The sequence below is a fragment of the Nonomuraea sp. NPDC050547 genome, assembly GCF_044457345.1.
Taxonomy (GTDB): Bacteria; Actinomycetota; Actinomycetes; order Streptosporangiales; family Streptosporangiaceae; genus Nonomuraea.
Genome location: NZ_JBITGW010000010.1, coordinates 146,430 through 165,688 on the forward strand (window position 1 = coordinate 146,430; position 19,259 = coordinate 165,688).

General features: G+C 73.0%; 20 protein-coding genes. 7 read left to right on the forward strand and 13 right to left on the reverse strand.

Going from position 1 to position 19,259, the window contains the following annotated elements; translation table 11 throughout:
* Positions 1-61 precede the first annotated feature (61 nt).
* Entirely contained in the window at positions 62-529 is a 468-nt protein-coding gene (locus ACIBHY_RS25395; RefSeq protein ID WP_397251208.1) for a MarR family winged helix-turn-helix transcriptional regulator, read from the reverse strand.
* Positions 530-589: 60 nt separating this feature from the next.
* Here ACIBHY_RS25395 and ACIBHY_RS25400 point away from each other — a divergent pair, with 60 nt between their 5' ends.
* Positions 590-1,117 (forward strand): GNAT family N-acetyltransferase, encoded by a 528-nt coding sequence (locus ACIBHY_RS25400; protein ID WP_397251207.1) that lies wholly within the window; start codon positions 590-592, stop codon positions 1,115-1,117.
* Positions 1,118-1,277: 160 nt separating this feature from the next.
* Here the strand turns inward: ACIBHY_RS25400 and ACIBHY_RS25405 are convergent, their stop codons facing one another.
* Positions 1,278-1,598, reverse strand: coding sequence for an antibiotic biosynthesis monooxygenase family protein (locus tag ACIBHY_RS25405; RefSeq protein ID WP_397251205.1), 321 nt, complete (start codon positions 1,596-1,598; stop codon positions 1,278-1,280).
* Positions 1,599-1,656: 58 nt separating this feature from the next.
* On the opposite strand from ACIBHY_RS25405, the gene ACIBHY_RS25410 reads away from it, so the two are divergent.
* On the forward strand, positions 1,657-2,553 hold the full coding sequence (locus tag ACIBHY_RS25410; protein WP_397251203.1) for a phosphotransferase: 897 nt from the start codon (positions 1,657-1,659) through the stop codon (positions 2,551-2,553).
* A 123-nt stretch (positions 2,554-2,676) separates the two neighbouring features.
* Here the strand turns inward: ACIBHY_RS25410 and ACIBHY_RS25415 are convergent, their stop codons facing one another.
* The 10 genes from ACIBHY_RS25415 to ACIBHY_RS25460 are packed head-to-tail and all read right to left on the reverse strand — an operon-like array spanning position 2,677 to position 12,312.
* The gene (locus tag ACIBHY_RS25415; RefSeq protein WP_379624864.1) at positions 2,677-3,060 is read right to left on the reverse strand and encodes a hypothetical protein; all 384 of its coding nucleotides are present in this window, start codon (positions 3,058-3,060) and stop codon (positions 2,677-2,679) included.
* Complete coding sequence (locus ACIBHY_RS25420; protein ID WP_397307873.1) at positions 3,045-3,899, reverse strand: hypothetical protein; 855 nt, start codon at positions 3,897-3,899, stop codon at positions 3,045-3,047. Before ACIBHY_RS25420 ends, ACIBHY_RS25415 begins: the two co-directional genes overlap by 16 nt.
* On the reverse strand, positions 3,896-5,317 hold the full coding sequence (locus ACIBHY_RS25425; RefSeq protein ID WP_397251200.1) for an amidase: 1,422 nt from the start codon (positions 5,315-5,317) through the stop codon (positions 3,896-3,898). The genes ACIBHY_RS25420 and ACIBHY_RS25425 overlap by 4 nt, the downstream gene beginning before the upstream one ends.
* Positions 5,314-6,366 (reverse strand): C45 family autoproteolytic acyltransferase/hydolase, encoded by a 1,053-nt coding sequence (locus ACIBHY_RS25430; protein WP_397251198.1) that lies wholly within the window; start codon positions 6,364-6,366, stop codon positions 5,314-5,316. The genes ACIBHY_RS25425 and ACIBHY_RS25430 overlap by 4 nt, the downstream gene beginning before the upstream one ends.
* A complete protein-coding gene (locus ACIBHY_RS25435; RefSeq protein ID WP_397251197.1) occupies positions 6,363-7,151 on the reverse strand; it encodes an ATP-binding cassette domain-containing protein in 789 nt (262 codons plus the stop codon). Before ACIBHY_RS25435 ends, ACIBHY_RS25430 begins: the two co-directional genes overlap by 4 nt.
* Positions 7,148-8,137 (reverse strand): ABC transporter ATP-binding protein, encoded by a 990-nt coding sequence (locus tag ACIBHY_RS25440; RefSeq protein WP_397251195.1) that lies wholly within the window; start codon positions 8,135-8,137, stop codon positions 7,148-7,150. The genes ACIBHY_RS25435 and ACIBHY_RS25440 overlap by 4 nt, the downstream gene beginning before the upstream one ends.
* On the reverse strand, positions 8,134-8,967 hold the full coding sequence (locus ACIBHY_RS25445; protein ID WP_397307874.1) for an ABC transporter permease: 834 nt from the start codon (positions 8,965-8,967) through the stop codon (positions 8,134-8,136). The genes ACIBHY_RS25440 and ACIBHY_RS25445 overlap by 4 nt, the downstream gene beginning before the upstream one ends.
* Complete coding sequence (locus ACIBHY_RS25450; RefSeq protein ID WP_397251192.1) at positions 8,964-9,905, reverse strand: ABC transporter permease; 942 nt, start codon at positions 9,903-9,905, stop codon at positions 8,964-8,966. The genes ACIBHY_RS25445 and ACIBHY_RS25450 overlap by 4 nt, the downstream gene beginning before the upstream one ends.
* Before the next feature lie 6 nt (positions 9,906-9,911).
* Positions 9,912-11,444, reverse strand: a complete 1,533-nt coding sequence (locus ACIBHY_RS25455) for an ABC transporter substrate-binding protein (RefSeq protein WP_397307875.1) — start codon at positions 11,442-11,444, stop codon at positions 9,912-9,914.
* Between the two features lie 10 nt (positions 11,445-11,454).
* Positions 11,455-12,312 carry a serine hydrolase gene (locus ACIBHY_RS25460; RefSeq protein ID WP_397251188.1) on the reverse strand — a complete coding sequence of 286 codons (858 nt, stop codon included), beginning with the start codon at positions 12,310-12,312 and terminating at the stop codon, positions 11,455-11,457.
* A gap of 82 nt (positions 12,313-12,394) precedes the next feature.
* Between ACIBHY_RS25460 and ACIBHY_RS25465 the strand changes: the two genes are divergently transcribed.
* The 4 genes from ACIBHY_RS25465 to ppk2 all read left to right on the forward strand — a co-directional run bounded on the left by ACIBHY_RS25465 (position 12,395) and on the right by ppk2 (position 16,512).
* Entirely contained in the window at positions 12,395-13,435 is a 1,041-nt protein-coding gene (locus ACIBHY_RS25465) for a LacI family DNA-binding transcriptional regulator (protein ID WP_397307876.1), read from the forward strand.
* Positions 13,436-13,540: 105 nt separating this feature from the next.
* Positions 13,541-14,959: an LCP family protein gene (locus ACIBHY_RS25470; RefSeq protein WP_397307877.1), complete on the forward strand. Its 1,419-nt coding sequence runs from the start codon at positions 13,541-13,543 to the stop codon at positions 14,957-14,959.
* Between the two features lie 49 nt (positions 14,960-15,008).
* On the forward strand, positions 15,009-15,488 hold the full coding sequence (locus tag ACIBHY_RS25475) for a hypothetical protein (RefSeq protein ID WP_397307878.1): 480 nt from the start codon (positions 15,009-15,011) through the stop codon (positions 15,486-15,488).
* Between the two features lie 67 nt (positions 15,489-15,555).
* Complete coding sequence (ppk2, locus tag ACIBHY_RS25480; protein ID WP_397251180.1) at positions 15,556-16,512, forward strand: polyphosphate kinase 2; 957 nt, start codon at positions 15,556-15,558, stop codon at positions 16,510-16,512.
* 6 nt (positions 16,513-16,518) lie between these two features.
* Here ppk2 and ACIBHY_RS25485 read toward each other — a convergent pair whose 3' ends face one another.
* A complete protein-coding gene (locus ACIBHY_RS25485; RefSeq protein WP_397307879.1) occupies positions 16,519-17,553 on the reverse strand; it encodes a dipeptidase in 1,035 nt (344 codons plus the stop codon).
* A gap of 170 nt (positions 17,554-17,723) precedes the next feature.
* On the opposite strand from ACIBHY_RS25485, the gene ACIBHY_RS25490 reads away from it, so the two are divergent.
* Positions 17,724-19,253 (forward strand): gamma-glutamyltransferase, encoded by a 1,530-nt coding sequence (locus tag ACIBHY_RS25490; protein ID WP_397307880.1) that lies wholly within the window; start codon positions 17,724-17,726, stop codon positions 19,251-19,253.
* The last annotated feature ends 6 nt before the right edge of the window (positions 19,254-19,259 follow it).

Consider the following 19,259-nt stretch of genomic DNA (forward strand, 5'->3'; position numbering starts at 1 on the left):
CAGCCGGTGTAGCCTTCGCGGGTGATCCGCTGGGCTATTTCCGTGTCGAGCGGGAAACCGGTCATTCCTCTGCGTCGCCCCCGCGCAGCCGTTCGGCGTGCCGGGTCTGGTTGAGCAGCGCGAGCCGCAGGAACGTCTCGACCACGTCGAGTTCGGCGACGGTGTAACGGCGCAGCCCGGCCCGCGCCTCGGCGGCGATCGGCCCCCAGACCTCCTCGACGGCCTCCCGGCCCCGCTCGCTCAGGTGCACCAGGACCCGGCGCCGGTCGGCGGTGTCGCGTACCCGCTCGGCCAGCCCCGCCCGCTCCAGCCGGTCGATGGCGGTGGTGGCCGCGCCGCCGGTCAGGCCCGCTCCGGCCGCCAGCTCGCTCGCCGTGAGCGGGCCGCGCGCGGTCAGGCGGCTCAGGCAGCGCACGTCGGTCCGGTTGACGCCGAGCCGCCGCGCCGCCAGCTCGTCGATGAGGTCGGTCGCGTCCTGCAGATCCTGTACGGCCCTGGCCACGGCCTCGATCCTGGATTGCTTTGACAATCTAATCCTTAGATTATTGAATCAATGGGGCGTGACCGGAGTCTAACCCACCAGGAGGCCATGATGGCGACCCTTCCCGTCCACCTGCGACCCGCGACGCCCGGCGACGTACCGGCCCTGCTGGCCCTGATGGACTCCGTCCACGCCTGGCTCATCGCCCAGGACCTGCCCGAGCAGTGGGGAACGGTGCCCTTCTCCGCCATCCCCGGCTTCCCCGGCCGGGTGGCCGAGTGGACCGGCCTCGGCGTCGTCACCCTGGCCGAACGCGACGGCCGTCAGGTCGGCATGCTGGCCGCGGCCCCGTCGACCCCGCCGCGCATCCCGCCCGCCGCCGTCCCCGGCGGCTCGATGTTCATCCACACCGTGATGACCGACCGCGGGCCCGCCGGACGGGGCGTCGGCCCGGCCCTCATGGCGGAGGCCGAGCGCCTGGCCAGAGCGCACGACGCCCCCGCCCTGGCCCTGGACCACTGGGCCGGCAGCCCGGTACTCGGCCGCGTCTACGCCGGGCACGGCTACGCCGAGGTCGCCGAGTACGTCGACGAGCACGACGTCCGCACCACCGTCCGCGTCCGCCACCTGAGGTAGTCGCCGCGCCGGCGGGGCGCAGCGGCCGGTCACGGTGGACGGCCTGCGGATGGGTGTACCAACCAGACAGCCTGCGGGCGCGGGCGTGCCCGGGTGGACGGCCTGCGGGGACGGGCGCGCCGCTGGACGGCCCGCCCCCGGCGGCCTGACCGAGGAACGGTCAGGAGTCGTGGACCGGCAGGTCCACGGCGACCTCGTGGTGGGTGACGCGCTCGTCCCACCGGGTCAGGGCGCGGCGGGCCACGTCCGCGAGTACGGCCTGCCCGGGGTCCTCGCCGGCGAAGGCGCGGATCTCGTCCATGCCGGTGAAGTACGCGATCGAGGTGAACAGCACCTCGTCCCCGTCGTCCTGCCGCAGCAGCCGGGCGCCGCGGAAGCCGTCGATCTTCCGCAGGTTCACGGCCACCTCCGCCGCGTAGTGCCGCTGGTAGTCGTCGGCCGTCGCCTTGCCGGCCCATCCTCGCCACGTTCGCGCGATCATGCGTTGCACCTGGCCTTCCTTGTCAGAGCCTGATCACGCCACAGCGTAGGGTCTTCCGATGAAGATGCACGCCGACGAACTGGCCGTCCCCCTCGACACGGTCCGCGCGCTGGTCGCCGGGCAGTTCCCCGAGTGGAAGGACCTGCCGGTCAGGCGGGTCGCCGGCCAGGGCACGGTCAACGCCATCTTCCGCATCGGCGAGGATCTCGCGGCCAGGTTCCCACTTGAGGCGCGCGAGCCCGGCGCGGCGCGGCGATGGCTGGAGGCCGAGGCGGCCGCGGCCCGCGAACTGCTGGACGCCACCCGGTTCCGCACCCCGGCGCCGATCGCGCTCGGCGAGCCGGGGGAGGGCTACCCGCTGCCGTGGTCGGTGCAGACCTGGCTGCCGGGCGCCGTGGCCACCGACGAGGACCCGGGGGAGTCGGTGGCCTTCGCGCGCGACCTGGCCGAGCTCATCGCCGGGCTGCGCGCGGTGGAAACGCGCGGCCGCCGGTTCACCGGGGGCGGCAGGGGCGGCGATCTGACGACGCACGACGCGTGGGTGGACAGGTGCCTGCGCGAGAGCGAGCACCTGCTGGACGTGCCCCGGCTGCGCGCCACGTGGACCGCCCTGCGGACCCTGCCGCGCGAGGCCGCCGACGTCATGAACCACGGCGACCTGATCCCCGGCAACGTCCTCGTCTCGGCCGGCCGGCTGGCCGGGGTCCTCGACGTGGGCGGCTTCGGACCGGCCGACCCCGCCCTCGACCTCGTGGGCGCCTGGCACCTGCTGGAGTCCGGGCCGCGGGCGGTGCTGCGCGAGCGGGTCGGCGGCGGCGACCTGGAGTGGGCGCGGGGCAGGGCGTGGGCCTTCATCCAGGCGATCGGCCTGGTCTGGTACTACCTGGACAGCAACCCGGGGATGAGCGAGATGGGCCGCCGCACCCTGGACCGCGTCCTCGCCGACGCCCACTGAGAACCATCCGCCACGGCGGAGCCGCCCATGGCCGGGGAAGCGGCTCCGCCGTACCGGCGATCAGCAGGGGATCGTGGAGCCGCGGGCGACCCCGGCGCCGTTCCGAAAGCGCGTGGAGACGCGTCAGCGCAGGAGGACGGCCACGGCGAGCACCACGTACCCGGTGGACAGGCCGAGGAAGGTGATCGTGTCCACCCAGCGCATGCCCCGGCTGTCGGCCAGGTCGGGGCGGACGGCGGCGGGGAAGAAGGAGAGCGGGGCGAGCCAGGAGAAGAACGCGATGAGCGCCAGGGCCACCGCGGGCGGGTCGGGGACGGCGGCGCCGAGCGCGATGAGGATCGTGCCCATCATGAGCAGTTCGATGTGGCCCTGCCGGATCCGGCGGGGGTCGCGCAGGCCGCGGCGCAGCCGTTCGGCACGCGGGGTGCGGGTGATGTAGACCATGAACCAGCCCGTCAGGACCCCCACGGTCAGCTCGAGAACCCCCAGCTTCACCAGGAACGGCACGGCCCGTCTCCCATCGTCTCACCGAAGAAGTCCTGTACGGCGGGCAGCACCTGGTATCCGTTGTGCGCCGCCCCCGGCACGACGTCGAGCCGGGCGTCGATGCCCGCCTCCGCGAAGCCGCGGTGCAGGCTGTTCAGCCGGTCGATCCGGGTCGGCCCGGCGGCGTCGGCTCCCCGCACCCACAGCTCGTCCCGCTCGGTCACGGTGATCTCCCAGGTGTCGGTGTCCTCCGCGCCGATGACCATCTGCACGGCCACCTCGCGCATCGCCTCCAGGTCGGGCCCGGCGCCGAAACGCCGGGTGAAGTCCTTCGTGCCCGCCCACCACGGCCACCGCGGGTCGAGCAGCGTGACCAGGCCGGGCGCGCCGATCGACACCGCGCGCAGCCGCCGGGGGTGCAGATAGAAGAAGCGGTGCGCGAACTGGCCGCCGCCGGAGAAGCCGTGCATCAGCATCCGGGAGCCGTCCACGCGGTACTTGGCGGCCACCTCGTCCACCATCGACAGCAGCACCCGGTCGAACCGGATGCCGCCGTGGTCCAGGAACTTGTAGTCGTGCAGCTCGTCGCGCCGCCCGATGCCGGCGGGGAAGAGCGGCGCCAGCACGACGCAGCCGTGCTCCCGGCAGAACGCGGCGAACCGGTCGCGGTACTCGGCCGCGGTGCGGTCGGTGCCGTGGACGACGACCACGAGGTCGTAGCGCCGCTCACCGGCCTCGTCGTAGTCCTCCGGCACGTACAGGCAGTAGGAGAAGCGCTGGTCGGCCGCGCAGGCGAAGAAGGGGGTGTACCCGAGGTCGTAGTAGCTCAGCTCGATGCCGTGGCGGCGGGGCGCGGTCACAGCTGCGGCCTCCACGCCGCGTCCGCGTACCAGGGCAGGGCGGCGGTCACGGCCGCGCCGACCTCGAACACCGTGGCGTCGTCGTACGGCCGGCCGACCACCTGCACCCCGGTGGGAACCCCCAGCTCCGAGCGGCCGGAGGGCACGCTGAGCACCGGGCACCGGCTGGCGAGGTTGAACGGCACCGTGAGCGGCGCCTCCAGGTTGTGGTCCAGGACGACCCCGTCGACCACGAGCGGCGTGCCGAGGTAGTCCTCCCCGGCCAGGAGCGCGGGCGTGCCGGAGGCGGGGCACAGGAGCGCGTCGAAGCGCCGGAAGATCGCGGCCAGGTCCTCGTGCACGCGCGCCTCGATCTTCAGCGCGCCGTAGAAGCCGGTCTCGGCGGCCGCCTTCAGGCTGCGCTCCATGAAGTCGCGGGCGTAGCGGGTGAGGCCGTCGCCGTGGGCGGCCACCTCCTCGGCCACGATGGGACCGAAGATCGCCCCGTAGTGGGCCCACGCCGCGCGCATGATCTCGGCCCGCGTCCAGGGCAGTTCGACCTCCTCGACGACGGCTCCCGCCTCGGTGAGGGCGCGCGCGGCGTCCCAGGTGGCGGCGACCACCTCGGGTTCGACGGCGTAGTCCCCCAGCCGGACGCAGACGGCCACGCGCCGCCCCGCCAGCGATCCCGAGTAGGGCGGGATCGGCGGCGGCGCGGGCAGCGAGACGTGGTCGCGCGGGTCCTGGCCGGCGATCACGTTCTGCAGCAGCGCGCAGTCGGCGACGGTCCTGGCCATGGGCCCGTCGTGGCAGTAATGATCGAGGTTGTACGGCGGCAGCGCGGGCACCCGGCCATAAGGCGGCTTGTACCCGACGACCCCGTTGAAGGAGGCGGGGATGCGGATCGAGCCGCCGATGTCGGAACCGGTCGCGAGCACCGCCGTCCCCGCCGCGAGCGCGGCGCCGGAGCCGCCGGAGGAGCCGCCGCTGGAGTGCTCCAGGCTCCACGGGTTGCGGGTGACGCCCCACAGGTCGCTGTGGGTGAACCCGGCCGCGCAGAACTCCGGCGTGGTGGTGCGCGCGTGCACGATGCCGCCGGCGGCGACGATGCGATCGACGATGGGGTGCGTGACGTCGGCGACGTTGTCGCGCAGCAGCAGCGAGCCGTCGCGCAGGGGGCGCCCGGCGATGGGCTGCTCCTCCTTCAGCGCCACGGGCAGTCCTTCCAGCGGCCTGGCGGTTCCGCGCAGGTAGCGGTCCGCGGCCTGCCCGGCCTGCTCCATGGCCTGCTCGAACCACCGCTCGGCGAACGCGTTCACCTGCGGCTCGGCTCGCTCGGCCCGCGCGAGGACGGCCTCCAGCAGTTCGACGGGCGACAGCTCGCGGGCCGCGAACCTCGCCAGCGCGTCGGTGGCCGGCAGATAGGCCAGTTCGCTCACCGGTTCTCCTTCAGGTCGTAGACGGCATAGGCGCCCTGGTCGGGTGGTCCGGCGCAGACGTGCAGCCGCCGGGCGCGGATCTCGGCGATCGTGGAGATCACGGTCGCGATGTCGATGCCGGGCGCGTCGGCGGCGTGGTGGCACAGGGCGTCCGGCGCTCCGTCGCGGTCGGCGAGGACCGCGGCCAGCTCCCGGGGGCCGGCGTGCGGGCCGGCCTCGGCCAGCAGGGCGCGCAGCCGTTCCAGCCGGGCCGTGGAGTTGCGCAGCCACGACGGCGGCGCGTTCTCCTCCTCGGCGCGCTCGGTGAGGAAGTGGTTGGTGTGCAGGAGCGTGCCCCCGGCCGGTTCGAGCCGGCCCACGCCCGACGGCGTGGTCTCGATGTCCAGCGCGCCGTCGTCGTCGGCGATGAGCAGGTTGCGCGGCCCGGTGCGCGGCACGGCGGTGACCGCCCGCGCGGCGCCGTGCCGGTCGGTCTGGCCGAGCGCCAGCCGGGTGAGCAGGTAGCGCGGCACGCCGGTGCCCCACTGGGCGGTACGCAGGAAGTTGCCGAAGACGGCGACGCCGGCCTCGTTCATGCCGTGGTGGCCGAGCTGCCCGGCGGGGGTGACGGTGAGCAGCGCCGGTCCGCCGGCGGGCCGGCGGCGCAGCGCGACGAACAGGGGAGCGGTCTCCGGCGGCAGGTCGGCGTTCTGCGCGGCGATCGGCCCGCCGGGACGCGACGGGCCGACCAGCGCCAGCGAGCTGCATTCGGGCGCGGCGGTGTTCCAGCCGGTCAGCTCGGCGCGCAGTTGCAGGATCCAGCCGTCGGCCGCGCTCAGGCCGGCGCCCTCGCCCACGCCGTCCACCTCGGCGGCCAGCTCCGGCGCGACCGCGGCGGTGACCTCACGGACGGCCAGCGCGTGCCCGCGGGCGGCGGCCGGGTCCAGGTCGCGGACGATCATCTCGTGGTGGCGCCGCACCAGATCGCGTACGGCCTCGCCGTACGCCTGGCCGGCGGCCCGGCCGTCGCCGGGAACCTCGACCTCGATCAGCCGGACGGGAGTGCTCACCCGCCCACCTCCTTCCTGACGGGGCTGCGCCTGGCGTGCAACGAGGGCACGGCCGAGACCAGCTCGCGGGTGTAGTCGTGGCGGGGGTCGGAGTAGATCTGCTCGGCCGGGCCGAGCTCGACCAGCTCCCCGCCGCACATCACGCCGATCCGGTCGGCGATGAGCCGGACCACGGCGAGGTCGTGGGAGATGAACACGCAGCCGAAGCCGGTGCTCGCGCGCAGCTCGGCCAGCAGGCCGAGGATCTGCGCCTGGGTGGAGACGTCGAGGGCGGAGACCGGCTCGTCGCAGATCAGCGCGCGCGGGCGGCAGGCGATCGCGCGGGCGATGGCCAGCCGTTGCCGCTGGCCGCCGGAGAACTCCCGCGGCAGCCGTTCGGCGTGCTCGGGGCGCAGCCCCACCTGAGTGAGCAGGCCGGCCACCCGCTCGCGGCGACCGGCCGCGTCGAGGCCGGTGTGCAGGAGCAGCGGCTCGGCGATGCTCGCGCCGACCCGCATCATCGGGTTCAGCGAGCCGAGCGGGTCCTGGAAGACCATCTGCAGGTCGCGGCGCCTGGCCCGCAGCGCGCGGCCGCGCAGCCGGGCCAGGTCGGCGCCGTCCAGCAGGACCTGGCCGCGGTCCGGCCGCAGCAGGCCGGCCAGCATGCGGGCCGTGGTGGACTTGCCCGACCCGCTCTCGCCGACGATCGCGAGCGTCTCGCCCGCCGCCACCGCGAACGAGACCTCCCGCACAGCGGGCTTGCCCCGGAACGCCTTGACCAGCCCCCGAGCTTCAAGAACACTCATCGGCGCACCCCCGCCAGCGTGAGCTCCCGGCTGCGGGCGCAGCGCACCCGCCGGGACCCGGTGACCTCGACCTCGACGGGTGTTCCGTCGCAGACCCCGGGCCTGGTGTGCGCGCAGCGCGGGCTGAACGCGCAGCCGGACGGGAGCGCGCCCGGCGCCGGCACCACCCCGGGGATGGCCTCGGGCGGGCGGCCGTGCATGGCGTTCTCCGGCGCGGCCGCCAGCAGCGCCGCGGTGTACGGGTGGCGCGGCGCGTCGAACACCTCGCCCACCTCGCCCTCCTCGACGAGGCAGCCCGCGTACATCACCGCGAGGCGGTGACAGGTGCCCGCCACCACGCCGAGGTCGTGGGTGACCAGCAGCAGCGCCATGCCGAGTTCTTCCTGCATGCGGACCAGCAGGTCGAGGATGCGGGCCTGCACGGTCACGTCCAGCGCGGTGGTCGGCTCGTCGGCGATCAGGACGGCCGGCTCGCAGGCCACCGCCATGGCGATCATCACGCGCTGTCGCATGCCGCCGCTGAAGGTGTGCGGGTACTCGGCGGCGCGCCGGCCGGGCTCCTTGATGCCCACCGCACCGAGCAGTTCGACCGCCCGCCGCGCCGCCGGCCCCCGCGCGAGGCCGAGGTGGCGCCGGAGCACCTCGGCGACCTGCTCGCCCACCGTGATCGCGGGGTTGAGGCTGGCCATCGGGTCCTGGAAGACCATGGCGATCCGGCGGCCGCGGATGCCGGCCAGCGTCCGGGGATCGGCGGAGAGGAGGTCGGTCCCGTCCAGGCGGACCGAGCCTGCGGTGACGGTGACGCCGCGCGGCAGCAGGCCGAGCAGCGCGAGCGCGGTCATCGACTTGCCGGACCCCGACTCGCCGACGAGCCCGGCCGCCTCGCCCGCCTCCAGCCGGAAGGACACCTCGCGCACCAGCGGGACGCTCCCGCCGCCCGAGCGCGCGGCGATGGACAGGCCCTCGACCTCCAGCAGCGTGCTCATACGTGCTCCCGATCCCGGCGGGCCAGCGCGTCGCGCAGGCCGTCGCCGACTGTGTTGAACGCCAGCACCGCCACGAGGATGACCACGCCGGGCAGGATGACCAGCAGCGGCGCCTGTTCCAGGTGGCGTACCGCCCGCTTGAGCATCGAGCCCCAGCTGGCCAGCGGCGGCTGCACGCCGAGGCCGAGGAAGCTCAGGCCGGCCTCGGCGAGGATGGCGTAGCCGAAGGTGAGGAAGACCTTGACGATGAGCGGCGTGCTCACGTTGGGCAGCACGTGCCGCAGGATGATCCGCGGCGTCGAGCATCCGCCGACGATGGCCGCCTGGACGTAGGTCTGGCCGCGTACGGCCAGCGCCGAGCCCCTGACCACCCGGTAGAAGCCCGGCGCGTAGACCACGCCGACGGCCAGCATCGCGTTGGTGAGGCTGGGCCCGAGCGCGGTGGCGATGGCGATGGCCAGCACCAGGCCGGGGATCGACAGCACCGCGTCGGCCACGCGGGAGACGACCAGGTCGAAGCCGCCTCCCAGGTAGCCGGCGAGCAGGCCCAGGGGCACTCCGCCCACCGCGGCCACGGTGACGGCCAGCAGGGAGGCGCCCAGCGAGACGCGAGTGCCGTACATGAGCCTGCTGAGCACGTCGCGGCCGGACTCGTCGGTGCCGAGCCAGTGCGCGGCGCTCGGCCCCTCCAGCCGGCGCAGCAGGTCCTGGTCGACCGGATCGTAGGGGGCGATGAACGGCGCGGCCACGGCGACCAGCACGAACACCGCCAGCGCGGCCACGGCGAGCATGACGTCCGCGCGCCCGGACAGGCGCCGCCACACGGTCATGCCGCCTCCCCGGGGGTGAGCCAGCGGTAGGCGAGGTCGACCGCGAGGTTGGCGGCGACCACGACCAGCGTGCTCGCGATCACGATGCCCTGCAGCACGGGCAGGTCCTGGCGGGTCACGGTGGACTCGGCCAGCGTTCCGAGGCCCGGCAGCCCGAACACCGTCTCCACCACGACCGCGCCGCCGAGCAGCTGGCCCGTCTCCAGCCCGATCACCGTCACGTACGGCACGGCCGCGTTGCGCAGCGCGTGCTTGCGCAGCACGGTGACCGCGAGCAGGCCCTTGGCCCGCGCCGTCCGCACGTAGTCGGTCTCCAGCACGTCGGCCAGCGCCGCCCGGAGCTGGCGGGTCGGCTCGACCGCGGCGGCCAGCCCCAGCGTCAGCGCGGGCAGCGCCAGATGCGCGGAGAACGCGCCGAACCCGTCGCCGATCGGCCGGTAGCCCGTGGCGGGGAAGAGCGGATAGGTGATCGCGAGGGCGAGGATCAGCAGCAGCCCCAGCCAGAACGACGGCGTCGCCACGGCCAGCGCGGTGCCGGAGGAGATGGCCCGGTCGAGCCGGCCGCCGGGCCGCAGCGCCGCCAGCGTGCCCAGCGGGACGGAGATCAGCACGGCGACGGCCATCGCGGCGAGGGCCAGCGAGAGCGTCACCGGCAGCCGCTCGGCGAGGATCTCGGTGACCGGCTGCGAGTTGTACAGCGAGGTGCCGAGGTCGCCGGAGAGCGCCGCCGCGGCCCAGCTCACGTACCGCACGGCCACCGGCTGGTCGAGCCCCATCCCGGCGCGGACGGCGGCGATCTCCTCGCGCGTGGCGTGCTCACCGGCGATGTGGATGGCCGGATCGCCGGGCACCAGCAGCGACAGGCCGAAGGTGATGATCGAGACCACGAACAGCACCACCGCCGCGCCGGCGAGCCGCTTGAGCAGGAAGACGGGCATGACGGCTCAGCCCATGCCGACGACGCGGATGTCGTCGTATCCGGTCAGCAGCCGCTCGAAGTCGCGCACCTTGTCGTTGGTGGCGAAGTACAGCTTGCGATTGCAGATGGGGACGTTGTAGGCGTGCTCCGACGCGAGCTTGACGATCTCCCGGTAGCCGCTCTCCCGCTCGGCGGGCTCGGTCGCCGCCCGCGCCCGCTCGGCGAGCTCCTCGATGCGCGCGACGCTCAGGTCGCCCGGGTTGTTGAGCCCGCCCTTCAGGTAGTCCTGCTGGGTGATGAGGCCGGGGTCGGGTGCGGCGGCGCCGATCTGGCTGAGCAGGGCGTCGGCCTCGCCGCGGTTCTGGTAGAGGTCGATGGACTGGTCGGCGCTCATCGGCCGCAGCTTCATGTCGACGCCGACCTGCTTGAACTGATCCTGTACGGCCTCGCCCACCTGCACGTACGCGGTGTTGTTCCACACCAGCGCGGTGAAGGAGAAACCGCCGGCCAGGCCCGCCTCGGCCAGCAGCCTCCTGGCCTTGTCCGGGTCGTAGGGGTAGGCGCCGTCGAGGGCCGCCTCGTGCGCCCAGTGTCCGGCGGGGGCGGGCTGCACGGTGGGCAGGCAGGAGTTCAGCAGGAGCTTCTCGGCGATGGTGCGGCGGTCGACGGCGTGGTTGAGCGCCTGCCGTACGCGGGGGTCGCCGAACTTGGAGCGGGCGGTGTTGATGTTGATCTGGTAGACCAGCCCGGTCAGGAACTCGTTCACCTTCAGCCCGGACTCGCGGGCGGTGTCCACCTGTTCCGGGCGGATGAGCGTGGCGTCGTACTGGCCGGAGCGCACGCCGTTCAGCCGGGTGTCGTCCTCGTTGACGAACGACATCTCCAGGCCCTTCATGCGCTGGGCGGCGGGGTCGTAGTAGCCGGTGAACGGCTGGTAGACCACGCGGTCGTCGCGCCGGTAGGCGGTGACGCGGTACGGGCCCGAGCCCACCGGGGCCCGGTCCAGATCCGGCTTGTCGAAGGCCGCGGGGCTGATGAGCGCGCCGCCGCGATGGGCGAGGGCGTTCAGCAGGGCGCTCTCGGCGCCGGTGAAGGAGACGGTCACCTTGCCGTCCGCGACCGCGACCTCGGTGATCATCTTGAGCAGCGCCTTGGCCGTGGAGCCCTGGGCGTTCCTGGCGCGCTCCAGGTTCGCCCGCACGGCCTCGGCGTCCAGGGCGCTCCCGTCGTGGAAGCGGGCGCCGGAGCGGAGCGTGAAGGTCGTCTTCTTGCCCTTGCGGCTCCAGGACTCGGCCACCATGGGGCCGATCCGGCCGTCGGGGGCGACCGTGACCAGGCGGTCGTAGATGGGGAAGAGGTAGAGCTCGTCCCAGGCGGTGGAGGCCTTGTGCGGGTCGAGGGTCGAGGGGAAGGCGGTGTAGGCGAAGCGCAGGACCCCGCCGCCGCCCGCGGTGGAGCGGGCGGGTTCCCCGCCGCCGCGCGCACATCCCGCGCCAAGGGCGCAGGCGGTGAGCACGGCCAGGGAGGCCGCTGCGACGCGGCCGGTCAGACGTGACATCTGAGCCTCCTTACGGATGCAACTCCTCCCAGCACGCACGGCTGAGATTGGCAATGTGGCCCCGTGCCCCCGCGACTCCCGGCAGCCCGCCGGGCAGGATCGCGGGTACCTCGTCGGTGTAGACCGCCAGGACGTAGCGGGGCTCCCCGCCCGCGAAGAAGACACCGGCGTCGCTGACGTCCCGCCAGCCGGCGCCGCTTTTGTGCGCGACCGGCGTGCCGTACGGCAGCAGCGCCGGCAGCGCGTCCCTGAACTGCTGGCGGCGCAGTACGTCGAGCGCGAACGCGCACAGGCCGGGCGGGCACCCGAGGCGTTCGGCGGCCGCCTCCTCCCCGGCGGCGCCGCGCGCGATGAGCTCCAGCAGGCGCGCCTGGTCGTCCGGCGTCGTCGTGTTCGTCGCCTCCACCGGATGGTCGGGCGCGAGCGGGGGGATGAGCGCGTGCCGGTGGCGGGTGGCGGTGAGCCCGGCCGTCTCGCACCATTGGTTGACCGCGTCGAGCCCGATCCGGTCCAGGACGTGCGCGGTGGACAGGTTGTCGCTGAGGATGATCATGAGGGTGACCGTGTCGCGCAGCGACAGGGACAGCCCGGCGTCCAGGTGTTGCAGAAGGCCGGTGAACACGCGGTCGCGGTAGCGCCCGTCGATGACGACGCGGTCCTCCAGGTCCAGCTCGCCCCGGTGGACCGCGCGCAGGACCGTCATCATGACCGCGACCTTGCGGGTGCTGGCCGCGGGGAACAGCCGGGACCCGTGCCGTGAGGCGGCCCCCGCGCTCTCGTCGAGGCCGATGAGCGACCAGCCCGTGACGAAATCCTGGGCCTCGCACAGCTCGTCGAGACGCCTGGCCGCTCGTTCCAACTGATGCATGACGGGGACTCTAGGCCAAATCGATTTGGCATCACAAGGGCCGATGACAAATCGATTTGGCAGAAGGGCTTAAGGTGGCCCCATGAAGACCTCAAGGGCACGCCCGAGGATCCGTGACGTCGCCGAGGCGGCGGGTGTGTCGGAGACGACGGTCTCCCACGTGCTCAACAACAAGGGAAGGGTCGACGCCGCGACGCGGGCCAAGGTGGCGGAGGTGGCCGGGCGGCTCGGCTACCGGCCCAACAGCAACGCCAAGAGCCTGCGCTCCGGGCGCACCGACACGATCGCGCTGCTGCTGCCGGTCGGCGTGGACACCACCAACAGCCACCACATCCTCGCCGTGGACTTCTACCTCTCCCTCACCATGAACTGCGTGGAAGCCGCCTTCGACCGCGACCAGGCCCTGCTGCAACTGCCCCCGCTGCGCGAGCTCGGCGACCTGCGCAGGTTCAGCATCGACGGCGGGATCGTCGTGGACCCCGTGCCGCAGGATCCGCGGGTGGCCATGTTCCACCAGCTCAACGTGCCGGTGGTCACCATCGGCAGGGACATCGCCCGCCCCGGGGACCCGTGGTGGGTGGCGGCCGACAGCGTGGCCAGCACCACGGCGGTGCTCGACCACCTCGCCGAGGCCGGGGCCGAGCGCGTCGCGATGCTCTCCGTCGACATCGAGTGGTCGTGGTTCACCGACGCGGAACGCGCCTACGCCGAGTGGTCGCGGGCGCGCGGGCGCGATCCGCTGCTCGTGCTCGCCAAGCCCGACAAGCTCCCGGGCAGCGCCGCCGAGGCCGCGAACGCGCTGCTCGACCTGCGTCCCGACGCGGTCTACGCGCCGCCGCAATGGCTGGCGACCGGGCTGCTGCGCGCGGCGCGCGAACGCGGCGTACGCGTGCCCGGCGACCTGCTCGTCTCGGTCGGCGTCGACAGCCACCTCGCCCGCACCAGCGAACCGCCGCTCACCGCCGTCGACCTCGACCCCGCCCGCACCGCCAGGGAGGCCGTCGACCTGCTCGTCCGCCGCATCGAGAACGGTGAGCCCGCCGGCCCCCGCCTCATCCCGGTCGGCCTGCACCCCCGTGCCTCCACCCTCGGGCGGGAAGGAGCCGGAACCGTCGTCTCGTAGAGGGTGAAACCCCTGCTACGTTATTTGCCCATATCTGTGCTTTTGTCGGGGAAGCGCTTTTGTCGGGGAAGCCGAGGCGGCGTGGGCAAGTCGAGCATTCTGTCAGTGATCGGCTGGACGCTGCTGTCCGTCCTCGTGCCCGGCGCCGCGCACCTGCGCGCCGGCAGGCGGCGCACCGGAATCGTGATCCTCGCACTCTACGTCCTGCTGCTCGCGACGCTGACGACGGTCGTCCTGGTCAACGGCAAGCAGCTCGCCGGACTGGTGGCGGACCCGTCGCTGCTGACCGCCCTGATCGTCGGCTGCGTGGCCGGGGGACTGGCCTGGTCGGCCGTGGTGGTCGCCTCGTACGTGGCGATGCGGCCGGGCAGCCTGCCGCGCCGGGCGCAGGCCGCCACCGGGGCGGTCGCCGGGGTGCTGGCCGTGGCGGTGGCGGTGCCGTTCACCTTCGTGGCGGCGACCGCGCGCACCTCCAACGAGGCGATCGGCGAGGTGTTCAAGGAGACCGCCACCAAGCCGATCGACCCCAAGGACCCCTTCGACGGGCGCCGGCGCCTCAACATCGCCCTGCTCGGCGGCGACGGCGCCGCCTCCCGGCAGGGCGTGGGCATCAGGACCGACAGCATCAACGTCGTCAGCATCGACGTGAAGACCGGGAACTCGGTCCTGTTCGCGCTGCCCAGGGAGATGGAGAACGCCCCGTTCCCGCCGGGAAGCGCCATGGCCAAGCGGTTCCCGCCGCCCAAGAACTTCTGGCTGCCCCCCGGCCAGGGCCGGGGCAGCGCCGACCTGCTCAACAGCGTGTGGGCGTACGCCGACGCCCACCCGGAGGTCGCCGGCCACGCCCGCACCCGCGCCGGAGACGCGCTCAAGGGCGCGCTCGGCCAGATCCTCGGCCTCAAGGTCGACTACTACATGATGGTCAACATGTGGGGCGTGGCCCGGCTGATCGACGCGCTGGGCGGCGTCACCATCAACGTCGAGCGCGACATCTGCTACGGCGTCGGCCGCAGCGACGGCGGCGTGGTCAAGGCCGGCACCCACAAGCTCAACGGCGAGCAGGCCCTCTGGTACGGCAGGGCCCGCGACCACCCCGGCAGCACCTGCGCCGGAGGCGACAACAGCACCCGGATGAAGCGCCAGCAGTGCGTCATGAACGCGATGCTCAGCCAGCTCCAGCCGGCCAACGTGCTGCTGAAGTTCAACGCGCTGGCCCGCGCGGCCAAGAGCACGTTCGTCACCGACATCCCCCGCGACCTGCTGGGCGAGCTCGTCCCGCTGGCCGACCGGGTCAAGTCGGGCCGGGTCTCGACGATGAACTTCGTGCCGCCCGCCTACAACCCGGCCTACCCGGACTTCCCGCGCATCCGCAGGGCCGTACGGACCGCCACCACCGGCGGCACCACGACCCGGCCCACACCGTCGTCCACGAGCACGGCCACGCCGTCGCCCTCGGCCGGAGTCACCAAGAGGCCCAAGCCGACCGGCGGGGTCTCCAAGCTGGGCTCCACCTGCGCGGCCTGACCCCCGGGAGGGGGTCATTTTTGTCGCCGGGCCCGGCTACTCTCCGGGTGTGGATGCTGTCGAACCGCTCCAGATGCCGCCGATGGTTCTTTACCAGGGCAAGACTCCCGCGTTCCTGCTCGCCTGGCGACGCGGCACGGACCACTGGGAGGCCCGGCTGGCCGTCCCGCAGTCGCGGGTCGACGTACGCGGCGAACCGGTGCACGGGCTCAACTACCGCTGGGCGCCGGCCGGGGAGCTGAACAACCTGCCCCGCGTCGACTACTCGGCCGTGCCGCGCCCCGGCCCCGGCGAGACGGAGCCGCGGCCGTTGCGGATGCCGCCGATGGTGCTGGTCAAGGGCGGTGACCCGGCGTTCCTGCTGGCCTGGCGGCGCGGGACGGACCACTGGGAGGGCTTCCTGGCGGTGCCGCCCGGCGCCGGAGCCCAAGGCGAGGGCGTGGTCCACGTGCGCGTGGGGGCCGGGGCCATCACCAAGCTGCCGGAGGTCGACTACAGCGAGGTGCCCGCGCCACCCCGCGAGGCCTGAGCGGTGTTTGCCCAACGTTCGCCTGGTTCGCCGGAAGGTCTTGGGCGTGCGCGGGTACCTGGGTGTCATGGGAAACACTGAGGCCGCCGGAGAAGGAGTCGTCGATCCGCAGGCCGCCGCCGAGGACAGCCATCTGCTGGCGATCACCCCCGGGCTGAGCGTGGACAGCTCCGACGACGACGACCCGGTCCTGATCCGCCCCGACGGCCAGGCGGTGTCCACCTGGCGCGAGCACTATCCGTACGCCGAGCGGATGGACCGCGCGCGCTACGACCACGACAAGCGGCTGCTGCAGATCGAGCTGCTCAAGCTCCAGTACTGGATCAAGCACACCGGCGGGCGGCTGGTGATCCTGTTCGAGGGGCGCGACGCCGCGGGCAAGGGCGGCACGATCAAGAGGTTCACCGAGCACCTCAACCCGCGCGGCGCCACGGTCGTCGCCCTGGAGAAGCCGAGCGAGCGCGAGCGGACCCAGTGGTACTTCCAGCGCTACGTCGCCCACCTGCCCTCCGCGGGGGAGATCGTGCTGTTCGACCGCTCCTGGTACAACCGCGCCGGGGTGGAGCGGGTGATGGGGTTCTGCACGGACGAGCAGTACCTCGAGTTCGTCGAGCAGGCGCCGTTGTTCGAGCGGATGCTGGTCGAGTCGGGGATTCACCTGGTCAAGCTGTGGTTCTCGGTCTCGCGCGCCGAGCAGCGCACCCGGTTCATCATCCGGCAGGTCGACCCGGTCCGGCAGTGGAAGCTCTCGCCCATGGACCTGGAGTCGCTGGACCGGTGGAACGAGTACACAGCCGCCAAGGAGGACATGTTCCTGCACACCGACACCGAGGTCGCGCCCTGGACGGTGATCAAGAGCAACGACAAGAAGCGCGCCAGGACGGAGGCGATGCGCCACGTCCTGAGCCTGTTCGACTACGAGGACAAGGACGAGAGCGTGGTCAAGACCCCCGACCCGCGTATCGTGATCTCCGCGGCCGACATCGTCGACGAGGACCACACCGGCATGAACGGCGCGCGCTGACCCCGATCAGAGCGGGCGCCCCATCACCTCGCGCAGGACCCGCAGGACGTTCTCGCCGAGGATCTTCCTGATGTCGGCCTCGGCGAAGCCCCGGCGCACCATCGTCTCGGTGATCTTGGGCAGGTCGGCGGGGCGTTCGATCTCGGCGGGGGCGAAGCCGTCCCGGACGCCGGGCGTCTGCGCGGGCCAGCCGCCGAAGACCTGCCGGAAGTAGTCCTCGATGAAGTCGGGGCCGAGGCCGACGTGGTCGGCGCCGGCCACGTTCACCAGGTGTTCGATGTGGTCGACGACCCGCTCGGCGCTGGAGTCGGCGGGGTCGATGAACATGGGGATCGCCGCCGCGACGCTGATGACGCCGCCGCGTGCGGCGATGGCCCGCAGCTGGGAGTCGCCGAGGTTGCGATGAATCTTGGTGATCTCCAGGCAGGCGGAGTGGGTGGCCAGGAACGGGCGCGTGAGCACGTCCAGCACCTCGTCCACGCCGTTGACGCCGAGGTGGCTGATGTCGAAGACGACGCCGAGCCGTTCCATCTCGCGCAGCACGTCGACGCCCTGCGGGGTCAGCCTGCTGCCGGAGCTGTCGTCCAGGCCGCTGCCGTCGGCCAGGAAGGTGCGGCCGTAGTGGGCCAGGGAGACGACGCGTACCCCGGTCCTGGCCAGGGCGTTGATCAGCCGCGGGTCCTGGCCGATGGCGTGCGCGCCCTCCAGCGCGATGATCAGCGCGATCCTGCCCGCGGCGACCGCCGCGTCGACGTCGGCGCCGGTCAGGCAGACGGCGACCTCGTCGTGGTGCTCCTCGGCGAGTTCGTGGATCCGCTCGATCAGCAACAGGGTACGGCGCAGTGCCCCCTCCGACTGGAACTGCTCCTCGACGCAGATGGGCAGCACCTGGACGTTCACCCCACCGGCCCGCAACTGGGGCAGCCAGTACTCGGCGAAGTGGTCCCGCTCGCCGCGCCGGTCGTGGTGGTCGACGAGGAGGATCAGGTCGTTGTGGGTGTCGGCGACGGTGGCTTGCCGGTGCAGGGCCATGGCGTCCATGGGGGAATCTCCTCGGCCGGTGGGATTTCGGCCGAGGCTACGCGGACGCCCGCCGGGGGCGGCATCGGCAGGTGTAGCAGATCGCGGGCCTGATTTCCGACCACCGTCCATCGGAACCGCACCGCGGCCGAATCAGACTCGGACAGCACCGAGCTTGAGGAGGAGACCAGATGAGTGGGGTTCCGGCGCGTCCCGCGCTACCCGATCCGGAGCACATCTCCGCCACGGGCCGTCATGGGATGATCTCGACGTCGCATCCGGCGGCGACGCGGGCGGGCCTGGCGGCGCTGCGAAGAGGCGGCAGCGCCGTCGACGCCTACTTGGCGGCGGCGGCCGTGCAGACGGTGGTCGAGCCCACGATGACGACGCTCGCGGGCACGATGTTCATCTCGGTCTTCGACCCGGCCGACGGCCGCAGCCGCTTCCTCGGACATCTGGGCACGATCCCGGCGGCCGAGGACGGCGACCTGGACGAGGCGGCCCGCCTGTCGGGCCGGACCGTGGTGGCCCCCGGATGGCCCGGCGCCGCGCACGCGGCGTGGTCGCGGTGGGGCCGGCTGCCGTGGGCGGACCTGTTCGGCGACGCGCAGGTGGCGGCACGCGAGGGGTTCGTGGCCGACGAGCTCCTGTGGGGATGGGCCTTCGAGTTCCGGCGGGCGGCGGGCCGCTTCGAGGCCGGGCGCGACATCTGGTTCCCGGGTGGCCGGCTCTTCCGGGTGGGCGAGGTGCTGCGTCAGCCCGCGCTGGCCCGCACCATCGAGCGGCTCGCCGAGCAGGGGCCCGGCTACATCTACGAGGGCGAGTTCGCCAGGAGGTACGTGGAGACGGCCAGAGGGGCCGGCGGCCGGATCACGCTCGACGACATGGCCGGAAGCACGGTCACCGAGGGCGACCTGACACCGCTGCCGGTGGCCGGCGGGCTGGAGCTGCACACCAGCGGCCCGCTGTACGCCCTCCTGCTCAGCCTGTCGGAGCTGGCCGGCACCGACGACCTGTACACGCGGATGCGCATCGTCGAGGAGGCCTGGCACCACGGCCTGGCCGACGTCTCGGCGGGCTACCGCGTACGCGAGCCCGCCGACCTGGCCGGGGCGGTCTCACCCGAGACGGCGGAACGCCTGCTGCCCCAGGTGCTCAAGGGGGAGCCGAGGCCGTTCGAGGCCATGAACCTGGGCACCAACGCCATCGTCGCCGTCGACGAGCGTGGCATGATCGCGCACGGCACGCATTCGGCGACCTCGACCCCGTTCGGCGCCGGGCTGACCGTGGACGGGGTGATCGTGCCGCGCCCGATGTTCCTGTGCGCGGACCCGGTGGTGCCGATCCCGGACGGCTGGTCGACGTCCCTGCTGGCCCTGCGCGACGGGCGGCCGGTGTACGCGGCGGCCTCGCCGAGCATCTCCGCGCTGCAGAACGTCTTCCAGAACTCGGCGAACGTGCTGCAACACGGCATGTCGCCCGGGGAGTCGGTGCTGCGGCCGATGTTCGGCGCGTCGATGTACCCGAGCAGGCGGCCGATGGTGGAGGCCACGATCGGCGAGGACGTCATCGCCGAGGTGGAACGGCGGGGGATCGGCGTCACCCGCGTCTCGCCGTGGGAGGTGGAGATGGGCAGCTGCCAGGCCGTCGCCATCGACGAGGACGGCACCTTGCACGGAGTCGCCGATCCGCGCCGGCTCGGTAGCGCGGCAGGTCACTGATGGAGA

Coding starts and splice junctions, on each gene's coding strand:
- ACIBHY_RS25400 (WP_397251207.1), top strand. CDS start 590: ATGATGGCGACCCTTCCCGTCCACCTGCGACCCGCGACGCCCGGCGAC.
- ACIBHY_RS25405 (WP_397251205.1), bottom strand. CDS start 1,598: ATGATCGCGCGAACGTGGCGAGGATGGGCCGGCAAGGCGACGGCCGAC.
- ACIBHY_RS25410 (WP_397251203.1), top strand. CDS start 1,657: ATGAAGATGCACGCCGACGAACTGGCCGTCCCCCTCGACACGGTCCGC.
- ACIBHY_RS25435 (WP_397251197.1), bottom strand. CDS start 7,151: ATGAGTGTTCTTGAAGCTCGGGGGCTGGTCAAGGCGTTCCGGGGCAAG.
- ACIBHY_RS25440 (WP_397251195.1), bottom strand. CDS start 8,137: ATGAGCACGCTGCTGGAGGTCGAGGGCCTGTCCATCGCCGCGCGCTCG.
- ACIBHY_RS25445 (WP_397307874.1), bottom strand. CDS start 8,967: ATGACCGTGTGGCGGCGCCTGTCCGGGCGCGCGGACGTCATGCTCGCC.
- ACIBHY_RS25450 (WP_397251192.1), bottom strand. CDS start 9,905: ATGCCCGTCTTCCTGCTCAAGCGGCTCGCCGGCGCGGCGGTGGTGCTG.
- ACIBHY_RS25455 (WP_397307875.1), bottom strand. CDS start 11,444: ATGTCACGTCTGACCGGCCGCGTCGCAGCGGCCTCCCTGGCCGTGCTC.
- ACIBHY_RS25460 (WP_397251188.1), bottom strand. CDS start 12,312: ATGCATCAGTTGGAACGAGCGGCCAGGCGTCTCGACGAGCTGTGCGAG.
- ACIBHY_RS25465 (WP_397307876.1), top strand. CDS start 12,395: ATGAAGACCTCAAGGGCACGCCCGAGGATCCGTGACGTCGCCGAGGCG.
- ppk2 (WP_397251180.1), top strand. CDS start 15,556: ATGGGAAACACTGAGGCCGCCGGAGAAGGAGTCGTCGATCCGCAGGCC.
- ACIBHY_RS25485 (WP_397307879.1), bottom strand. CDS start 17,553: ATGGACGCCATGGCCCTGCACCGGCAAGCCACCGTCGCCGACACCCAC.
- ACIBHY_RS25490 (WP_397307880.1), top strand. CDS start 17,724: ATGAGTGGGGTTCCGGCGCGTCCCGCGCTACCCGATCCGGAGCACATC.